The organism is Rahnella sikkimica (assembly GCF_002951615.1).
In the GTDB taxonomy this organism is placed as follows: Bacteria; Pseudomonadota; Gammaproteobacteria; order Enterobacterales; family Enterobacteriaceae; genus Rahnella; species Rahnella sikkimica.
This window is the reverse complement of sequence record NZ_CP019062.1, coordinates 2,370,633-2,389,722: the sequence shown is the minus strand read 5'-3', so window position 1 is coordinate 2,389,722 and position 19,090 is coordinate 2,370,633. Positions and strand designations below refer to the sequence as shown.

At 55.6% G+C, this 19,090-nt stretch carries 17 protein-coding genes; 8 read left to right on the top strand and 9 right to left on the bottom strand.

Features of this window, described 5'->3' with window-relative positions:
- Positions 1–355 precede the first annotated feature (355 nt).
- Positions 356–2,020: a methyl-accepting chemotaxis protein gene (locus BV494_RS11020; protein ID WP_104922918.1), complete on the top strand. Its 1,665-nt coding sequence runs from the start codon at positions 356–358 to the stop codon at positions 2,018–2,020.
- A 67-nt stretch (positions 2,021–2,087) separates the two neighbouring features.
- Here BV494_RS11020 and ybfE read toward each other — a convergent pair whose 3' ends face one another.
- Both ybfE and ybfF read right to left on the bottom strand, forming a co-directional pair.
- Positions 2,088–2,369, bottom strand: coding sequence for a LexA regulated protein (gene ybfE, locus BV494_RS11015; RefSeq protein WP_104924773.1), 282 nt, complete (start codon positions 2,367–2,369; stop codon positions 2,088–2,090).
- 255 nt (positions 2,370–2,624) lie between these two features.
- The gene (gene ybfF / locus BV494_RS11010; RefSeq protein ID WP_104922917.1) at positions 2,625–3,413 is read right to left on the bottom strand and encodes an esterase; all 789 of its coding nucleotides are present in this window, start codon (positions 3,411–3,413) and stop codon (positions 2,625–2,627) included.
- 242 nt (positions 3,414–3,655) lie between these two features.
- Between ybfF and seqA the strand changes: the two genes are divergently transcribed.
- The 3 genes from seqA (at position 3,656) to BV494_RS10995 (ending at position 6,791) form a co-directional block, all read left to right on the top strand.
- Entirely contained in the window at positions 3,656–4,210 is a 555-nt protein-coding gene (gene seqA, locus BV494_RS11005) for a replication initiation negative regulator SeqA (RefSeq protein WP_104922916.1), read from the top strand.
- A gap of 24 nt (positions 4,211–4,234) precedes the next feature.
- Positions 4,235–5,878, top strand: coding sequence for a phosphoglucomutase (alpha-D-glucose-1,6-bisphosphate-dependent) (gene pgm, locus BV494_RS11000; RefSeq protein WP_104922915.1), 1,644 nt, complete (start codon positions 4,235–4,237; stop codon positions 5,876–5,878).
- 172 nt (positions 5,879–6,050) lie between these two features.
- Complete coding sequence (locus tag BV494_RS10995; RefSeq protein ID WP_104922914.1) at positions 6,051–6,791, top strand: PadR family transcriptional regulator; 741 nt, start codon at positions 6,051–6,053, stop codon at positions 6,789–6,791.
- On the opposite strand, the gene kdpE is transcribed toward BV494_RS10995, so the two are convergent.
- From kdpE to BV494_RS10965, 6 genes are read right to left on the bottom strand one after another with little or no spacing between them, the layout of a single operon-like run.
- Positions 6,781–7,470, bottom strand: coding sequence for a two-component system response regulator KdpE (gene kdpE, locus BV494_RS10990; RefSeq protein WP_104922913.1), 690 nt, complete (start codon positions 7,468–7,470; stop codon positions 6,781–6,783). The two genes, BV494_RS10995 and kdpE, sit on opposite strands and share 11 nt — an antisense overlap.
- Positions 7,467–10,166 carry a two-component system sensor histidine kinase KdpD gene (gene kdpD, locus BV494_RS10985; protein WP_104922912.1) on the bottom strand — a complete coding sequence of 900 codons (2,700 nt, stop codon included), beginning with the start codon at positions 10,164–10,166 and terminating at the stop codon, positions 7,467–7,469. The genes kdpE and kdpD overlap by 4 nt, the downstream gene beginning before the upstream one ends.
- Positions 10,167–10,176: 10 nt before the next feature.
- A complete protein-coding gene (kdpC, locus tag BV494_RS10980) occupies positions 10,177–10,770 on the bottom strand; it encodes a potassium-transporting ATPase subunit KdpC (RefSeq protein WP_104922911.1) in 594 nt (197 codons plus the stop codon).
- 30 nt (positions 10,771–10,800) lie between these two features.
- Entirely contained in the window at positions 10,801–12,867 is a 2,067-nt protein-coding gene (kdpB, locus tag BV494_RS10975) for a potassium-transporting ATPase subunit KdpB (RefSeq protein ID WP_104922910.1), read from the bottom strand.
- 43 nt (positions 12,868–12,910) lie between these two features.
- Complete coding sequence (gene kdpA / locus BV494_RS10970; protein ID WP_104922909.1) at positions 12,911–14,599, bottom strand: potassium-transporting ATPase subunit KdpA; 1,689 nt, start codon at positions 14,597–14,599, stop codon at positions 12,911–12,913.
- A complete protein-coding gene (locus BV494_RS10965) occupies positions 14,600–14,689 on the bottom strand; it encodes a K(+)-transporting ATPase subunit F (protein ID WP_101075733.1) in 90 nt (29 codons plus the stop codon). It abuts the gene before it with no gap.
- A gap of 306 nt (positions 14,690–14,995) precedes the next feature.
- On the opposite strand from BV494_RS10965, the gene BV494_RS10960 reads away from it, so the two are divergent.
- From BV494_RS10960 to BV494_RS10945, 4 genes are all read left to right on the top strand, one after another.
- On the top strand, positions 14,996–15,202 hold the full coding sequence (locus BV494_RS10960; protein WP_104924772.1) for a YbfA family protein: 207 nt from the start codon (positions 14,996–14,998) through the stop codon (positions 15,200–15,202).
- Positions 15,203–15,379: 177 nt separating this feature from the next.
- Entirely contained in the window at positions 15,380–16,333 is a 954-nt protein-coding gene (locus BV494_RS10955) for a YbgA family protein (RefSeq protein WP_104922908.1), read from the top strand.
- A gap of 10 nt (positions 16,334–16,343) precedes the next feature.
- The gene (gene phrB / locus BV494_RS10950) at positions 16,344–17,774 is read left to right on the top strand and encodes a deoxyribodipyrimidine photo-lyase (protein WP_104922907.1); all 1,431 of its coding nucleotides are present in this window, start codon (positions 16,344–16,346) and stop codon (positions 17,772–17,774) included.
- A gap of 31 nt (positions 17,775–17,805) precedes the next feature.
- Positions 17,806–18,789, top strand: coding sequence for an MBL fold metallo-hydrolase (locus tag BV494_RS10945; RefSeq protein ID WP_104922906.1), 984 nt, complete (start codon positions 17,806–17,808; stop codon positions 18,787–18,789).
- Positions 18,790–18,837: 48 nt separating this feature from the next.
- On the opposite strand, the gene BV494_RS10940 is transcribed toward BV494_RS10945, so the two are convergent.
- Positions 18,838–19,002, bottom strand: coding sequence for an FGGY-family carbohydrate kinase (locus BV494_RS10940; protein WP_255414925.1), 165 nt, complete (start codon positions 19,000–19,002; stop codon positions 18,838–18,840).
- Positions 19,003–19,090: the final 88 nt, after the last annotated feature.

Sequence of the window (19,090 nt, the reverse complement as noted above, 5' to 3'; positions counted from 1 at the left end):
TAGCAAACTCGCGAGGCGGAGAATATGTTTCAGCTCGCCTTCTTAACTGGTGGATAAGTTTATCGGGCAATCTTTTTAAGTGTTATCGCCTTTGTGTGCTTTCAAACCCCGTCAATAACCTCAAACTTATTGAGGTCAAAAGCAAAGTTAAGAAATATGTTCTCACAATACTAAATTTTAAGAACAACCCGCCGATAGATGATGCGAGAGGAATCTCAACATAATAAAGAAATCGATGCCCGGAGAGGTGTTCAAACATGTCCGGGGGCGAAAGCCTGCTGGCTACCTGTCTTGATTCTCCGCATCCCCGTCAATCCTCAGACCAGAAACAACCTTGTTTCGAGAGAGGCATATCGTGCAGTTTTTAAAAAATATTACCATCAGGGCCGCTTTATTAACCATTCTTGGCATTTTTTGCGTCATGTGGGCTGGGGTCTCCCTTTACACCGTTACCTCACTGAATACGCTGACACAAAATACCAAAAACAGTACCGAGCTGGTCAACAATATGGCGCTGATCAGCAAAGGAAATGATCAGTATTTTCGTACCGTTACCCGCTTAAGCCGTGCTGTATCACAGCTTCAGGCCGACCCGTCAAAAGGGCCGGAAATTTTTGATACAGCAAAACAATCCCTTGATGGCCTTTCTCAGGCACTGACGAGTTTTAAAACAGCACCGCATCCGGGTCTGGAAGATGCTTCCGTTCAGGAGCTCATCTCCAGTTGGGAAACGCTGGTCACGCAGGGCGTTACACCGTTGTATGCGGCAGCCAGCAGCAAGAATTTTGATGCTTATAACAAGTTGTCCAACGATACGGTTCCCGCACTGAGCCGTAATTTTGGTACGTCAATGGCGACGGTCAGCGGGCAGATTGCGGTCGACTTCGAAGCGGCGCAGACCCAATCTAACCATCTGACTTATTACAGCAAAGTGATCCTGCTGACGGCTTTCTCTATCGGTTTGCTTATTTTGCTGCTGACTGACCGTTATCTGGTGATGGCGCTGGTGAAACCGCTGGATAAAATCCGCAATCACTTCGCTGTTATCGCCAGCGGCGATCTGACGCATTATCTCGAAGAGTTCGGCAAAAACTGCGCGGGCAAACTGATTCCGTTACTCAACCTGATGCAGTCAAGTCTGGAGAATACCGTTCAGACCATCCGCAACTGTACGAACCACATCTATCAGGGCGCGTCTGAAATCTCCGCAGGGAATAACGATTTATCTTCCCGTACCGAAGAACAGGCGTCCGCACTGGAAGAAACTGCCGCCAGCATGGAAGAACTGACCGCCACGGTGAAACATAACGCGGATAACGCGCATCACGCGAGTCAGCTGGTCATGGAGGCGTCTTCTACCGCGCAGAGGGGCGGTAACATTGTGGCTGACGTCGTCAGTACCATGAAAGACATCTCCGGCAGCTCGAAGAAAATTGCTGAAATTACGTCTGTTATCAACAGCATTGCCTTCCAGACCAACATTCTGGCGCTGAACGCTGCGGTAGAAGCCGCGCGCGCAGGCGAGCAGGGGCGGGGTTTTGCGGTGGTCGCCAGCGAAGTGCGTAATCTGGCACAGCGCAGTGCTCAGGCGGCGAAAGAAATTGAATCGCTGATCAGCGAATCCGTTTCCCGCGTCGACAGCGGCTCTAAGCTGGTGGAAAACGCCGGTCAGACGATGAATGAAGTGGTGCGCTCCATTACGCATGTCACCGATATCATGGCGGAAATCGCTTCGGCGTCTGATGAGCAAAGCAAAGGCATCAGTCAGGTTGCGGTGGCGGTGACACAAATGGACAGCGTGACGCAGCAGAACGCCGCACTGGTGGAAGAAGCTTCGCATGCCGCTGTTTCTCTGGAAGAACAGGCATCATTGCTGAACAACGCTGTCGCGACGTTCAAGCTCAAAGACAGCATCACCAATGTCGGAAAACGGCCTGCGGGCGCAGTTTCTCAGCCGTTGTTACGACCTGCAACCGGTATGCTGACATCGAAAAGCAGTGAAAACTGGGAAACGTTCTAGAGGTTGAGCGTTAAGCGGTAAAAGGAAAGAAAACAGGCGGATAACCGGAAGGTTATCCGCTTTTTTATCAGCCTTCCTGACCGTTAAGATGCGACAGCAACATCTCTTCAATCAGTTCGCTACGACTGATATTGCGTTCTTCTGCCAGCTTATTGAGGGTATCAACAGCATCGGCGTTCATTTTCAGCTCTACGCGACGCAGACCGCTCGCTTTATCGCGGCGTAACTGGTTGCGCTTATTGATCCTGAGCTGTTCATCACGGGAAAGCGGATTCGTTTTTGGACGCCCCGGACGGCGGTCATCTGCGAACAGATCAATCGTCGTGCGATCCAGTTGTTCTTTTGCCATAGGTAGCGGTACAACCAGGGAAGTTTTTACATCGGAAAACGGCAAGCCGGTTCCTGACGAGCGTTTCACACATTTCGGGCTAAGAAACCCTGACCCAATTCACCTCCCGCGACTCACTTCGAGTAAAACGGGGCGGCAAAATTATAGCGCGCAATCATACACTGGCGCGCCTGGGGTTCACAACGCTTAATAGCCCTGATTTCATGTTAACTTTCGAGGTTGTGCAGACTTTGTGCACAATTTATCCCCAGGATGTTAAGCCGCGGGCGAATCGATGAAACGATGCACAGCGCGCAGGACGGCGTCAGGTTTTTCTGCATGCACCCAATGACCGGCTCCGGCGACCACATAGGCTTTTGCCTGCGGGAACTGACGGCCAATATCTTCGCGATACGCATCCTGCACATAAGGCGAATCCCCGCCACGAATGAACAGCGCCGGACGATCCCATGCAGGAACCTCTTCCCAGCCGACAATTTTTGCATACTCGCTCAGCAAAACCGGCACATTGAAGCGCCACTCACCCTGCTGGAAGGATTTCAGCAAGAACTGAATCACGCCATCTTCCTTTATATGCTGATGCATGCACTCGGTGGCGGAAGCCCGGTCACGTATTCCGGCGTCGGTCACGGCATTAATCGCGGCAAAAATCTCATCGTGACGGCGGACGTGATAATCCACCGGCGCGATATCAATGGCGATGAGCTTTTCGATGCGATCCGGGATCAGCGCTGTCAGCGCCATAGCCGCTTTACCGCCCATGGAATGGCCGATTACGATGAATTTTTGGAAACCGACGTCATCCAGCGTTTCCATTAAATCCTGCGCCATTGCGGCGTAAGACATCTCCGGCGAACGCCCGGATTGCCCGTGATTACGCAAATCAACCTGCAATACCCGATGCTGTTGTTTCAGGTCGCGGGCGAGCACGCCCAGATTATCAAGGGTTCCGAACAATCCGTGGATCAGGAGAACCGGCAGCGCATCGCGGCCAGCGACTTCAGGTTCTTGCAGGCGATAATGTAATTTCATGGCGAAGTTCATACAGATAAACAATCTCATTAGGTTATCATGAGTGGCGGATAATTTTTAAAACGGAAAGTTTTCTGCCCGATGCCTGAGCGGGATTTGACTACCGAAAACGAAGCGGGCCGGAGCCAGCATGCAGCAAAACCGGGAAGTAGTCTGGATTTTGCTTCGCGGCGCAATTCCCCTGTTCGTAAACGCGTAGAAATTTGTATAATCCTTTTGAATGAATTTAGTAGAAAAAACAGTACTGGATAAAGATGAAAACTATTGAGGTTGACGAAGAACTCTACCGCTACATTGCCAGCCACACGCAAGCCATCGGTGAAAGTGCGTCTGATATTTTGCGCCGTATGTTGAAATTTACTGCCGGCCAGACCGCTCCTGCCGCGCCAGTAACGCCCGCGGTGATTGCCGGAACCGTCGTACAGGAAAAACCTGTCGCCGCCGCAGCCCCAACGTCGCGTGAAAAAGTCCGTGCCGTGCGTGAACTGTTGCTGTCTGACGAATATGCAGAGCAGACCAAAGCGGTTAACCGTTTTATGCTGATCCTGTCGACCTTGTATTGCCTGAACCCAAAAGAATTTGGCGCAGCGACCGAGTCTCTGACCGGCCGCACGCGTACCTATTTTGCCGGTGACCAGCAAACTCTGCTGCAAAACGGCATTCATACCAAGCCTAAACACGTTCCCGGAACGTCGTATTGGGTCATTACGAATACCAACACAGGTCGCAAACGCAGCATGATCGAACACATCATGCAGCTCATGCAGTTCCCACCGGAACTGACTGAAAAAGTGTGCGGCACCCTCTAATTTCAGCGTCAGGGAGAAACGCCAATGGCTAATCACCCCCGTGCAGGGCAACCTGCTCAGCAAAGCGATTTGATCAATGTGGCGCAGTTAACGTCACAATATTACGTTCTGCAACCGGACCCGCAAAACCCGGCACATGCCGTGAAATTCGGTACGTCCGGTCACCGCGGCAGCGCGTTGCGTCACAGCTTTAATGAAGCACATATCCTGGCGATTGCGCAGGCGATTGCTGAAGTGCGTAAAGAGCAGGGCACAACCGGCCCGTGCTACGTGGGGAAAGATACCCACGCGCTGTCCGAACCGGCGTTTATCTCTGTGCTGGAAGTGCTGACGGCCAACGGCGTTGACGTCATTGTGCAGGAAGATAACGGTTTCACCCCGACGCCGGCGGTGTCTCACGCAATTCTGACGCACAACCTCAACGGTGGCGCACTGGCGGATGGCATCGTCATCACGCCTTCGCACAACCCACCGGAAGACGGCGGGATTAAATACAATCCGACCAACGGCGGCCCGGCAGATACCAATCTGACGTCTGTGATTGAGAAACGCGCCAACGCATTGCTGGCGGCGAAGCTTTCCGGTGTGAAGCGTCAGACGCTGGATCAGGCGTGGAAAGGTGGCCATCTGGTGGCTCAGGATCTGGTTCAGCCGTTTATCGAAGGCCTGACCGACATCGTGGACATGGCCGCGATTCAGAAAGCCGGTCTGAAACTGGGTGTGGATCCTCTCGGCGGTTCCGGTATCGAATACTGGAAGCGTATCGCAGAGCATTACAAACTGGATCTGACGCTGGTAAACGACGAAGTTGACCAGACTTTCCGCTTCATGCATCTCGACCACGACGGTGTGATCCGCATGGACTGCTCGTCTGAATCCGCGATGGCCGGTTTGCTGGCGCTGCGTGATAAATTCGATCTGGCCTTTGCGAACGACCCGGATTATGACCGCCACGGTATCGTGACGCCGGCCGGTCTGATGAACCCGAACCATTATCTGGCGGTGGCGATTCAGTATCTGTTCCAGCATCGTCCGCAGTGGGGCAAAGACGTCGCCGTCGGCAAAACGCTGGTCTCCAGTGCGATGATCGACCGCGTCGTTGAAGACTTAGGCCGTAAACTGGTCGAAGTCCCGGTCGGTTTCAAATGGTTTGTTGATGGCCTGTTTGACGGCAGCTTCGGTTTTGGTGGCGAAGAAAGTGCAGGGGCTTCTTTCCTGCGTTTCAACGGCACGCCGTGGTCTACCGACAAAGACGGGATCATCATGTGCCTGCTGGCGGCAGAAATTACGGCCGTGACCGGTAAAAACCCGCAGGAACATTACAACGAACTGGCTGCCCGTTTCGGCGCACCAAGCTACAACCGTATTCAGGCGCCTGCGACTCACGCGCAGAAAGCCGCGTTGTCCAAACTTTCTCCTGAACAGGTGAAAGCTGACACGCTGGCCGGTGACCCGATCACCGCCCGTCTGACAAATGCGCCGGGTAATGGCGCGTCTATCGGCGGTCTGAAAGTGATGACCAAAAACGGCTGGTTCGCCGCGCGTCCGTCCGGTACTGAAGAAGCCTACAAAATCTATTGTGAAAGCTTCCTCGGTGCAGAACATCGCGAACAAATCGAGAAAGAAGCCGTGGAAATCGTCAGCAAAGTTCTCGCCGACGCCAAATAACACCGTTTCTTAACCGCATCAAAGGCGCTGATTATTCAGCGCTTTTTTTTTGCTCAAAATTCAGATGTAAAAAAGATATATCTAAATGCACATGCAGACTTGCCAGATTCTGAAATCCGATCTAGTTTAGATATATCGAAATTATTCGATATATCTAAATAGGACATCAACGATGTTTAGCAAAATGTTTGAAGGCCGCCATCGCGGTCACGGTAGCAAAGAAGAAGGGCGTCGCGGTCATTGCCGCCAAGAGTCATCTTTTGACGGTCAGAACGGCGATCACAGCGAGCGTCACGCGCTGCGCCGGGATGGTCGTCATCGTGGTGAAGAACGCGGTGAAGGGCGTCGCGGTGAAAGAGGGGAAGGTCGCGGGCGCGGTGAAGGCCGTCGCGGAGATCGCGGTGTGCATCGTCTGTTCGAACACGGTGATTTACGCCGCGTGCTGCTGGCGCTGGTCGCTAAAAAACCGAGCCACGGCTATGAGCTGATCAAAGCGATTGAAGAAGCCTCTTCCGGCCTGTACGTACCCAGCCCTGGCGTGATTTACCCGACGCTGACACTGCTCGAAGAACAGGATTTCCTGGAAGCGGTCGCGACCGGTAATGGCCGCAAAAGCTATCAGATTACCGACGCCGGTAAAATTGAACTGGCGCAACATCAGGCCGCTGTCGATGTGATTTTCGCCCGTCTGGCCGGTGCTTCCCGCCCGCGTGGCAATAATCTGGCTGAAGGGATCCATGAAACCATGCAGCGCCTGAAACACGCCCTGCGCGGAAACATGATGCGTGCGGATATTACGCCGGAGCAGGTCGTGCGGGTGAACGCGATTTTGCAGCAGGCCGCCGGAGATATTGAAGCTGCCTTTGCAGACGAAAAGCCTGATACCGAAGCCCCGGAATTCCCTAAGGCATAAAGCGATAACCCACACCGGTTTCCGTCAGCAGATGACGTGGACGGGTGGCATCGGCCTCCAGTTTCTGGCGTAAATGCCCCATGTAGATGCGCAGATAATGGCTGTGTTCGACGTAATTCGGGCCCCAGACGTGGCTCAGTAACTGACGCTGAGTAATGACTTTGCCGCTGTTTGCCAGCAACTCAGCCAGCAGGCGAAACTCAATAGGCGTCAGATGACAATCTTCGCCATTGCGCTGTACGCGGCGGTTGATCAAATCCACCGTAACGTCGGCAAAAGTAATCAGCGGGCTTTCCTGTGAGTTGCCCGCATGACGACGCAGCGCCACACGGACGCGCGCCAGCAGTTCACCGACGCCAAACGGCTTGGTGAGAAAATCATCGGCACCGGCATCCAGCGCCGCAATCTTATCTTCCTCGCGGGTGCGGGCCGACAACACAATAATCGGGATGGCGCTCCAGTGGCGTAAATCCCGGATGTACGTCAGGCCGTCGCCGTCAGGCAAACCGAGATCCAGAATAATCAGATCCGGTTTCCGGGTGCCGGCCTCAATCAGCCCGCGTTGCAGCGTTTCACTTTCAAATACCCGCAAACCTTCCGCCTCAAGCGCGGTGCGCACAAAGCGGCGGATTTCTTTCTCGTCTTCCACAATTAAAATATTTACCGGGGATGCGCTCACGTTGCCTCGTCGATGTCAGTGTCCATATCCGTTTCCATCTCAGGCGGTGCGTCCAGCGGAAGCCTGAAGCGGAAACGCGCGCCGCCGTCCGGGCCATTTTCAGCCCAAATCCGTCCGTCGTGTACTTCAATAATGGCACGACAAATCGCTAATCCCAAACCCACGCCCGGAATTGCGGATTCTTTATTGCCACGCGCGAATTTCTCGAAAATCGCATGTTCCGCGCCTTCCGGAATTCCCGGCCCGTTATCCCAGACTTCGATTTCCAGCCAGTCGCCAAGCGGCAAGGCTTTAATGCCGATAGTGGCGCCGACACCGGCATATTTATGGGCATTTTCCAGCAGATTGATCAGCACCCGTTCGATCAGGCTTGCGTCGCAACTGACCAGCACCATTTCGGCGGGCAAATCGATTTTAATCGTATCGTAGGCCAGTACAGGTTCCAGCATCCGCAGGGCGCTGCCGGTGATTTCTTCCACCGACTGCCACTCTTTGCGCAGATTGAATCCGCCGGACTGAATGCGCGCCATATCCAGCAAATTGTTCACCAGCCGCGTGGTGCTCAGGACCTGCTGGCGGATCTGGCTGGCCTGTGGCGCATGTTTCGAACCTTCAGACGCCAGATCCAGCGTCAGGATTTCCGCCTGCCCTAACAGCACGGTGAGCGGGGTACGCAAATCGTGGGAAAGCGCGGACAGCAGCGAGTTGCGCAGTTGCTCACGCTCGGTTTCCAGACGTGACGATTCCGCGCTGGCCGCCAGATGCAGGCGCTCGAGGGCGTTGGCGACAAGCACCGTAAACGTCTGCAAAAGCCGCTGTTGTTCAGGCACCAGAAGCTGACGGATATTCGGTGGCTCAACCGCCAGCAGCCCGCGCGATTCGCCCGAGGCCACCAGCGGCAGAAGCTGATACGGCACGCCGGGCAACGTATCGGTCCCGGCACCGGCGGGCAGTTTTTTATCGAAACTCCAGCGGGCGATGGCGTCGTCCACCACAATTGACGTGATTTCACCGGCGGGTTGCACCAGTTCACCGTGTTCATCGGGCAGCAAAATAGCGGTTTTGGCATTCAGGCTGGAGGAAATAAAGTGGCGGCTGGTTTGCGCCACGGCTTCCGGCGTCAGCGACTGGCTCAGCCCTTTGGACATCTCATAAAGATGCTGCGCGCGCTTTTCACGATGACGTGCAATGCGTGCCTGATAGCGCACACCGGCGGTGAGATTCCCGATCAGAATCCCGACGATCAGCATCACACCGAACGTCACCAGATATTGCGCGTCCGTGACCGCCAGCGATCCGCGCGGCTGGACGAAAAACAGATCAAAACTGACGACGTTGATCACCGCCGCCAGCACCGACGGCCAGCGGCCATAAAACAGCGCCACGATCACCACGCCGAGCAGATACACCATCACCAGGTTGGCCTGATCAAACGCGGGCACCAGCCATTGTGAAAGCACCGTGATGATGGCGCACAGCGCGACGGCCAGCGCACATCCGCGTATCTGGCGGTTGAAACGGTCAACGAAAGTCCGGGGATCCTGCTCTTTTCGGGCGGAACTGACGGGGGTATCTTCCAGACCGACGACAATCAGATCCAGATCCGGGCCGATCTCAGCCAGCTTATCGGCAAAACTGGCGCTGAACCGGCGGCGCTTTTCACGGCGACGCCCAATCATGATCTTGCCCAGACGGTGCTCGCGGGCGTAACGCAGAATGGCCTGTTCTTCCTGCGGATCGGAAAGTGTGGCGGTTTCAGCGCCGAGTTCCTGCGCCAGTTTAAGAGAATGCAAAATTGCGCGACGCTGGCTTTCCGGCAAACGGTGCAGGCGCGGGGTTTCGACATACACCGCGTGCCACACGCAGCCCAGACGTGCCGCCATTCGCGAGGCGACGCGGACTAATTTCTCGTTGCCCCCGCCGTGACCGATGCATAACAGCAGCGCATCGCGGGTATGCCAGACGCGGCTGACGCCCTGATCGTCGCGGTATTCCCGCATCTGATCGTCGACGCGGTCGGCGGTGCGGCGCAGGGAAAGTTCGCGCAGGGCGATCAGATTGCCTTTACGGAAGAAGTGCTCGATGGCGCGTTCGGCCTGACCGGGAATATAAACTTTGCCTTCTTTCAGGCGCTGACGCAGGGAGTCGGGAGGCAAATCCACCAGCACCACTTCGCTGGCGTCATCAAATAAACGGTCGGGGACGGTTTCACGAATAATAATGCCGGTCACGCCGCTGACCACGTCGTTCAGGCTTTCCAGATGCTGAACGTTCACCGTGGTAAATACGTCGATACCGGCATCGAGAAGTTCTTCGACGTCCTGCCAGCGTTTCGGATGGCGCGAACCGGCGGCGTTGCTGTGCGCCAGTTCGTCCATCAGGATCAGGGCAGGGCGGCGGGCCAGCGCGGCGTCGAGGTCAAATTCATAAACCTGACGGCCGCGGTGGTGAATGCGTTTCGGCGGGAGTTGTGACAGGCCGGGCAGCAGCATTTGCGTTTCCTGCCGCCCGTGGGTTTCCACCACGCCCACCAGCACGTCGAGGCCGGTGGCGCGCAGACGCTGTGCTTCCTGCAACATGGCGTAGGTTTTCCCGACGCCCGCACAGGCGCCGAAAAAGACTTTCAGTTGCCCGCGCGGCTTCTCATTGGCGAGTGCCAGTAAGCTGTCGGGATCCGGCCTGTTCTCTTCCTTCATATCATCCTTATTATTCTGCTTTCAACTCATCCAGCGCCCGGTTAAGGCCGAGCACGTTCACGACGTTGGGCCCCAGAAAACCAATCAGCGGGGATGAGGTATTATCATCAATTAATTTATTCACTTGCGCCAGTGGCAGACCGCGCGCGGCGGCAATTCGCGGTGCCTGCCATTGCGCGGCTTCCACGGAAATCTGCGGATCCAGCCCGCTGCCGCTGGCGGTCACCAGATCGACCGGCACCGCCGCAGGGCTTTGCGGGTTGGCTTTACGCAGCGCGGCCACGCGGTCTTTGACCGCCTGATCCAGCGCCGGATTACTGGCGGCCAGATTGCTGCCGCCGGAAGACATCGCGTTATACGGCGAATCCGACGTCACCGACGGGCGCCCCCAGAAGTAATCGTTACGCGTAAAATTCTGGCCGATAAGCGCGGAACCCACGAGTTTATTGCTGCCGTCCTGGATGAGCGAGCCCATCGCCTGCGGACGAAATACCAGCTCAGAAACGCCGGTCGTCAGCAGCGGATAGGCCACACCGGTGGCCAGCGTCAGCAAAACGGTCATCACCAGAGCAGGGCGGACATAAGCAGTACGGGTTACAGACATCATAGTTTCCTCAGACAGTTAACGTAAACTTCAGCTCAGGTGTAAAACGGTTAAAATCATATCAATCAGCTTGATACCGACAAATGGCACCAGCAGGCCACCCACGCCATAAATCCACAGGTTACGGCGCAACAGCGACGCGGCGCTCATGGCTTTATAACTCACGCCTTTCAGCGCCAGCGGGATCAGGAACACAATCACCAGGGCGTTGAAAATAACCGCAGACATAATGGCCGACGACGGTGACGTCAGGTGCATCACGTTCAGCGCGTTAAGCTGCGGATACGTTGCCGCAAAGGCCGCCGGGATAATCGCAAAGTATTTTGCGACGTCGTTGGCGATACTGAACGTGGTCAGCGAACCGCGCGTCATCAGCATTTGTTTACCGATGTGAACCACTTCAATCAGCTTGGTCGGGTTGGAATCCAGATCCACCATGTTCCCGGCTTCTTTCGCCGCTTGCGTACCGGAGTTCATGGCGACCGCCACGTCAGCCTGCGCCAGCGCCGGGGCATCGTTGGTGCCGTCGCCGGTCATCGCGACCAGACGGCCTTCCGACTGATACTGGCGGATCAGCGCCAGTTTGGCTTCCGGTGTGGCTTCGGCCAGAAAATCATCCACGCCCGCTTCGGCGGCAATCGCGGCGGCAGTCAGACGGTTATCCCCGGTGATCATCACCGTTTTGATGCCCATCTTGCGCAGCTCGGCGAAACGTTCCTTGATGCCGCCTTTAACGATATCTTTCAGCTCGACCACGCCCAGCACTTTCGCACCTTCCGCGACCACCAGCGGCGTACCGCCCTTGCGTGCCACGGTTTCCACCAGTCCGTCGACCGCTTTCGGGAACGTACCGCCGTTGGATTCCACATGACGGCGGATGGCGTCTACCGCACCTTTACGGATGTTCCGGTCGCCGACGTTCACGCCGCTCATGCGGGTTTGCGCAGAGAACGGGACAAAAGTGGCGTTCAGCGAATGAATATCGCGTTCGCGCAGATTAAAGCGTTGTTTCGCCAGCACCACGATACTGCGGCCTTCCGGCGTTTCATCGGCCAGCGACGATAACTGCGCGGCATCGGCCAGTTCCTGTTCCGTCACCTGAGGGGCGGGCAGAAACTGCGATGCCTGGCGGTTACCCAGCGTGATGGTGCCGGTTTTATCCAGCAGCAACACATCCACGTCACCGGCGGCTTCCACCGCACGACCACTGGTGGCAATAACGTTGGCTTCCAGCATGCGGCTCATCCCCGCGACGCCGATGGCGGACAGCAAACCGCCGATGGTGGTCGGGATCAGACAAACCAGCAGGGCGACCAGAACCGTAACGGTCACCGGAATGCCCGCGTGGCTGGCGTCGACGCTAAACAGCGAGAACGGATACAGCGTGGCGGTTGCCAGCACGAAGACCAGCGTCAGCGCGACCAGCAAAATGGTCAGCGCCACTTCGTTTGGCGTCTTGCGACGTTTCGCGCCTTCCACCATGGCAATCATGCGATCCAGGAATGTATCGCCGGGGTTCGCCGAACACTCCACCACCAGCCAGTCGGACAGCACGCGTGTCCCGCCGGTGACAGAAGAAAAGTCACCGCCGGATTCGCGGATCACCGGTGCAGATTCACCGGTAATGGCGCTTTCATCCACGGACGCGCCGCCGATCAGCACTTCGCCGTCGCACGGCACGGTGTCACCGGCTTCAATCAGGACGTAATCGCCTTTACGCAGCGTATCGGCCGCGACTTTGATCACCGGTGATTCCGGGCGCGGTTCGTAAATCTTCTTCGCCCAGCTGGTTTTCTGCACGCCTTTCAGGCTCTGCGCCTGCGCTTTACTGCGGCCTTCCGCCAGTGCTTCGGCGAAGTTGGCAAACAGCACGGTGAACCACAGCCACAGCGACACGCTGCCGGTAAACGCGGCGCTGCCGTCGGTGTGGTGCGACAGAATCGCCAGCCAGATAATCGTGGTCAGAATACTGCCCAGATACACCACGAACATCACCGGGTTGCGCCACTGAACGCGCGGATCCAGCTTTTTCACCGAATCCAGCAGGGCGGTGCGGATCAGTTGAGGTTCAAATAATGCACGTTGTTTACGGCTCATTTTATTAATCTCTATATTCATTAATTCAACGAATTACGCAGCATTACTGTGCTGACCAAACCTGCAAATGTTCCGCGACCGGTCCCAGCGCCAGCGCCGGAATAAAAGTCAGCGCACCGACTAACAGCACCGTACCGACCAGCAGGCCGATAAACAGCGGGCCGGACGTCGGCAGTGTGCCGTTACCGGCTTTCTGACGTTTTTTCGCCACCAGCGAACCGGCGATTGCCAGCACCGGCAGGATCACGCCAAAGCGTCCGAAGAACATGCACACCGCGAACAACAGGTTGTAGAACGGCGTGTTGACGCTCAGCCCGGCAAACGCACTGCCGTTGTTATTGGCGGCGGAAGACACGGCGTAAAGCACTTCACTGAAACCGTGCGCACCGGGGTTGAGAATGCCCGCACGACCTGCGTCGGTAACCAGTGCCAGCGCGGTACCGAGCAGCACCAGCGTCGGTGTCACCAGGATTGCCAGCGCCGTCATCTTCATGTCGTAAACGTCGATTTTCTTGCCGAGATATTCCGGCGTACGGCCAATCATCAGCCCGGCGATAAACACCGTCAGCAGCACGAATAGCAACATGCCGTACAGGCCGGAACCGACACCACCGAACACCACTTCACCGATTTGCATCAGCCACATGGGGATCAGGCCGCCCAGCGCGGTAAAGGAGTCGTGCATGGCGTTGACCGCGCCGCAGGAGGCCGCCGTCGTCACCACCGAGTACATCGCCGAGGCCAGAATGCCGAAGCGGCTTTCCTTCCCTTCCATATTGATGTTGCTGGTCGCACCCAGTGCGGTGAAATGCGGGTTACCCTGCAGTTCGGCGTACATCACCACCACTACCGACACCACGAAAATCACCGACATCGCCCAGACCAGCGCGTTGCCCTGACGGTTGTCACCGACCACCCGACCAAAGGCAAAACACAGCGCGCACGGGATGATGAAAATCGCCAGCATCTGCACCATGTTGGTCAGCGCCGTCGGGTTCTCAAACGGATGCGCGGAGTTCGCACCGAAGAAACCACCGCCGTTGGTCCCCAGCATTTTGATGGCTTCCTGAGACGCGACCGGCCCCATTGGCAGCGTTTGCTGCAAGCCTTCCAGCGTGGTGATGTGCTGATAGGCTTCGAAGTTTTGAATCACGCCCTGGCTGACGAAGAACAGTGCCAGCAGGAAAGACACCGGCAGCAGCAGATAGATCGTGATGCGCCACAAATCCGTCCAGGCGTTACCGATGGTCTGCGCGGAAGGGCGTGCGAATGCGCGGATCAGCGCAAAAGCAACGGCGATACCCGTGGCGGCAGAAAGGAAGTTTTGCACCGTCAAGCCGACCATCTGGCTGAGATAGCTCAGCGTGTTTTCGCCGCTGTACGCCTGCCAGTTGGTGTTGGTGACGAAACTGACCGAGGTGTTAAACGCCAGATCCCAAGACATCCCGCCAAAATGCTGCGGGTTCATCGGTAAAACGCCCTGCGCCATCAGCATGGCGGTCAGGACGATAATCCCCAGAATGTTGAATACCATGATTGCCAGCGCGTACTGCCACCAGTTCATCTCAGCCTCGCGGCTGCCGGAAGTGCGTAATACGCCGTATTCGATGCGCTGTAAAAATGCGCCGGGCTGTCCTTCAATCAGTTGAGCAATAAAGTTACCCAGTGGTTTTGCCAGCAGCAAAAGCACCAGCATAAAACTGGCAATCATTAAGAATCCGGTTGCGGCCATTTAAAAATCCTCCGCATTCAGCAGGGCATAAACCAGATAGCCGAGCAGCAGGAGAACCAGCAATGCGCCGCAGATTACGCCAACAGTCACAATCCACCTCCACAGGTGTGTTTTTTATGTTGGGAGCAGAATAAGAAAAGGCGGGAAAAGATCCTGAAAAGAAACAGCATTGCGGTGTAAAAAAAGTATAAAAATGCGCAAATAAAAAACCAATTTGAAACTTAACAAGCGTTTTTATTTAACCATTCTGTAACTCAATTACAGCGATAGCCAGAAATTGGCGAAAATTTACACTTTAAAGTGGTCAGATGAGTAGTAAAATTTCACCAGTTGCAGTAAAATTTTTCACAACTTCCAGTTTCCGAAAAATTGCACAGGAGCAACGCTATGAGTGACATGACTGACTACACGCCGTACACCATGACCCGTATTCTGGCCCGCCGCGCTTTTGTGCTGGCCGCCGGAGTCCTGGCCTTGCCGGTCATGCTTTTCCGTTCAGACCGCGCCCGTTTTTACAGCTATTTACACCGTGTGTGGATGAAAACCAGCGACAAACCGGTCTGGCTGAGCCACGCAGAAATGGCGACACAAGACTTTTACTAATTTATCTCCCTCCCCTGCGAAGGAGCTCAAAACCCCGTTTCTCAAACGGGGTTTTTTATTGTCCTTTTCAGAAAACCTGTACAACATTATTTTTATGTATAACTTGTGCTAAGGTTATACATGAGAGTGATGAATCAATAGCACTCCCTTTACTTACTTCAATGACGGGAGCTGACAATGACGAAAACAATTCCTATTGGCATCAGCGCATGTCTGCTGGGTGACAAAGTCCGCTTCGATGGCGGCCACAAGCGTTTTGCATTCGCGGTGGAGCAACTCGCACCCTACGTTCGTTTCGAACCGATTTGCCCGGAAATGGCGATTGGCCTGCCAACGCCGCGACCTGCGCTGCGGCTGGTGAGAATGGACGAGGGGGTGGCAATGCGTTTCAGTAATGATGAAACCATTGATATCACCGACAAAATGCAGAGCTACGCCGAAAAACGTGTCGCGCCGCTGACGCAACTCTGTGGCTACATCGTTTGCGCGAAATCCCCAAGCTGCGGCATGGAACGCGTGCGGGTTTACAGCGCCAACGGCAAAGACGCGAAGAAAAGCGGTGTCGGCATTTATACCGCTGAGCTGATGAAACAGCATCCCTGGCTGCCGGTGGAAGAGGACGGGCGGCTTAACGATCCTATTCTGCGTGAGAATTTTGTTGAGCGCGTATTCACGTTGTACGAGCTGAACCAGTTGCGCGAAAGCGGCCTGACGCGCGGCAAACTGATGGCGTTTCACAGCCGCTACAAACTGACTTTACTGGCGCATTCTCAACCCGAGTACCGCGAGCTTGGGCGTTTCGTTGCCGCCATGGCCGAATGGGCGTCGCTGGAAGATTACTTCATTGAATACCGTCAGCGGCTGATGAACCTGCTCAATCACAAGGCCACCCGCCGCAATCACACGAATGTGCTGATGCACGTTCAGGGTTATTTCCGTAAACAGCTTAATTCTACGCAGCGCCAGGAACTGGCAGGTCTGATCGACCGCTACCGTCAGGGAATGCAACCCTTGCTGGCACCGATCACCTTACTGAAGCATTACATGTCGGAATATCCGGACGCTTATCTCGCTGAGCAACGTTACTTCGAACCTTATCCGGAAGCCCTGCGCTTACGCTACGGCCATTAAAGGGAGAAATATGACCACTCATCTAGTCTGGTTTCGCAACGACCTGCGTATGACCGACAACCGTGCTTTGCACGCTGCCTGTGAAGACCCCAGGGCGCGTGTGATTGCCGTCTTTATTGCCACGCCGGAGCAGTGGAAACAGCACGAGATGGCGCCGCGTCAGGCGACGTTTATCTACCGGCACCTTCAGGCATTGCAACATTCCCTGACGGAGCGCGGCATCGAACTGCATTACCATCAGTGCAATGATTTCGCTGACAGCGTGAACTGGCTGAAAGATTTCTGTAAGAGCGAAAAGGTCGATGCGCTGTTTTACAACAAACAGTATGAAATCAACGAACGTCAGCGCGATGCTGCGCTGGAGAAAACGGTCAGCCCGCACGTCCTGTGTCATTCCTTTGATGACAGCCTGCTGTTGCCTCCGGGGTCTGTCACCACCGGCAACAACGAGATGTACAAAGTTTACACGCCCTTCCGCCGGGCATTTTTGACACGGCTGACGGAGTCGGACAGCCGCTCGCTGCCCGCGCCGCCGGCACGTGAAAACGCCGGAAAAACGGTGATGCACAAACTGATGCCGTTTGATTATCCGCTGGCGGATATCGGGGATGATTTTGCCATCGGCGAGGACGCTGCCCGCAATCAGTTGCGCAGTTTCTGCCGCGAGCAGGTACAGGATTATCTTGAGCAGCGTGATTTACCGGCTGTCGACGGCACCAGTTCGCTGTCGCCGTATCTGGCGATTGGCGTGCTTTCGCCGCGTCAGTGCTTCAACCGCTTGCGTGCCGAATGCCCCGACGTGCTGGAAAAAACCGACGGCGGCGCATTTGGCTGGCTGAACGAACTGGTCTGGCGCGAGTTTTACCGCCATCTCATCGTCGCCTGGCCAAAACTCTGCAAACATCAGCCTTTCATTGAATGGACCGACAACGTGCGCTGGCGGCATGCGCCCGACGAATTACAGGCCTGGAAAGACGGTAAAACCGGTTATCCGATTGTGGATGCCGCAATGCGTCAGCTTAATTCCACCGGCTGGATGCACAACCGCCTGCGGATGATCGTCGCCAGTTTTCTGGTGAAAGATTTGCTGATCAACTGGCGCGAAGGCGAACGCTATTTCATGTCGCAACTGCTCGACGGCGATCTGGCCGCCAACAACGGCGGCTGGCAGTGGGGCGCATCCACCGGCACCGACGCCGCGCCGTATTTCCGCATCTTCAACCCGACCACGCAGGGCGAACGTTTTGATAAAGCCGGACGCTTCATCAAAGCCTGGGTGCCGGAACTGGCGGATGTGCCGGAACGAGACATTCATCAACCGCATAGCTGGGCTGAAAAACAGCGTCGCGTGCTAGACTACCCGGTGCCGGTCATTGACCACGCCCGTGCGCGTAAAGAGACGCTCGCGGCATTTGAGGCGGCAAAAAACCGGTCTGAATGACCTTGCACTCACCACGACAAGGAGCGATGTGATGAAAAAGTACCTGCTGGCGCTGATGATTGGCTGCTGGATAAACCCGGCGGCGGCGGGCTTTGATGTCATCGCCCTCGGGGTGAACGGCGGCGTCGAAGAAGGCAATCTGACGTCGTATCTGGTGCGCAGCGACGACCAAAAACTTTATCTCGGGCTGGATGCCGGATCAGTTTTGCCGGGGATCCGTCAGGCGCTGGAGAAAGGCAATTTCCCCGAGGTGACCGAAGAAAATGCCGCGCCGCTTACACCGCAGGGCGCGGTTTTCCGTAACCTGATTGGCGGCTATTTTATCAGCCACGGCCATCTCGACCATCTGGCCGGACTGATTATCAGCTCGCCGGAAGACACCAAAAAGCCGATTTACGGCACAGCCGACACTATCGGCACATTGCGTCAGCATTACTTCAATGGCCGCGTCTGGCCGAATTTCACCGATACCGGCAGCGGCCTGCGTATCGGCACGTATCGCCTGAATCAGCAACGCCCTGACCAACGTTTCTCGCTGGGGCTGACCGGCCTCGACGGGCGCATCTTCCCGCTCAGCCACGGCGGCACGCCATCGAGCATGATTCTGGTCAGCCGCAACAAAGCGTCTTTTGCGTTCTTTGGTGATACCGGTCCGGACGAAGTGGAGAGATCGAAAAACCTCGACGCCAGCTGGCGCGCGCTCGGCGAAGAGATCAAAGCCAAACGCCTGAAAGGGATGATTATCGAAACGTCGTACCCCGACGGCGTGCCGGACAGCAAACTTTTCGGGCATCTGACGCCCGACTGGTTGCTGAAAGAACTCGCTCAGTTGCAACAATACGCCGGAGGCGAAGGTTCGCTGAACGGGCTGACGGTGATTATCAGCCACGTCAAACCAAGCCTGAAAGCCGGTGCCGATCCCGAAAAAGAGATCATGGCGCAGCTAGAGAAAGGCAATAATCTGGGCGTGAAGTTTGTCCGGATGCAGCAGGGTGACAGACTGGCGCTGGAATAAGGGTGTAAATAAGAGGGAAACGGCCGTTTCCCTCTGAGATATTTCGCGTTAATCCACAAGCAGGCTCAGCGCCTGCAACAGCGGATCTAAATGGGTATTCATTTTCTGATAAACGTCGGCGAAGATTTGCATGAATAAATCATTATTTGCGCCCCCGCCGGAAATGATCAGCCTTTTGAACGGTACACCCAGTTCGTCCGCCATCTTATCCATATGATTTTTTCATGGTAAACGCGATGCCTTCGAGCATGGAGCGGTACATGTGCGCACGGGTATGGTGTCCGTTTCAGTCCGTTGAAAA

Excerpts from the sequence above, each read along its gene's own strand:
- kdpC (WP_104922911.1), bottom strand. The coding sequence starts at position 10,770 with ATGTCTGTAACCCGTACTGCTTATGTCCGCCCTGCTCTGGTGATGACC.
- ybfE (WP_104924773.1), bottom strand. The coding sequence starts at position 2,369 with ATGGCAAAAGAACAACTGGATCGCACGACGATTGATCTGTTCGCAGAT.
- BV494_RS10940 (WP_255414925.1), bottom strand. The coding sequence starts at position 19,002 with ATGGATAAGATGGCGGACGAACTGGGTGTACCGTTCAAAAGGCTGATC.
- seqA (WP_104922916.1), top strand. The coding sequence starts at position 3,656 with ATGAAAACTATTGAGGTTGACGAAGAACTCTACCGCTACATTGCCAGC.
- BV494_RS10960 (WP_104924772.1), top strand. The coding sequence starts at position 14,996 with ATGACTGACTACACGCCGTACACCATGACCCGTATTCTGGCCCGCCGC.
- BV494_RS10945 (WP_104922906.1), top strand. The coding sequence starts at position 17,806 with ATGAAAAAGTACCTGCTGGCGCTGATGATTGGCTGCTGGATAAACCCG.
- kdpA (WP_104922909.1), bottom strand. The coding sequence starts at position 14,599 with ATGGCCGCAACCGGATTCTTAATGATTGCCAGTTTTATGCTGGTGCTT.
- BV494_RS10955 (WP_104922908.1), top strand. The coding sequence starts at position 15,380 with ATGACGAAAACAATTCCTATTGGCATCAGCGCATGTCTGCTGGGTGAC.
- BV494_RS10995 (WP_104922914.1), top strand. The coding sequence starts at position 6,051 with ATGTTTAGCAAAATGTTTGAAGGCCGCCATCGCGGTCACGGTAGCAAA.
- pgm (WP_104922915.1), top strand. The coding sequence starts at position 4,235 with ATGGCTAATCACCCCCGTGCAGGGCAACCTGCTCAGCAAAGCGATTTG.
- ybfF (WP_104922917.1), bottom strand. The coding sequence starts at position 3,413 with ATGAACTTCGCCATGAAATTACATTATCGCCTGCAAGAACCTGAAGTC.
- phrB (WP_104922907.1), top strand. The coding sequence starts at position 16,344 with ATGACCACTCATCTAGTCTGGTTTCGCAACGACCTGCGTATGACCGAC.
- kdpB (WP_104922910.1), bottom strand. The coding sequence starts at position 12,867 with ATGAGCCGTAAACAACGTGCATTATTTGAACCTCAACTGATCCGCACC.
- kdpD (WP_104922912.1), bottom strand. The coding sequence starts at position 10,166 with ATGAAGGAAGAGAACAGGCCGGATCCCGACAGCTTACTGGCACTCGCC.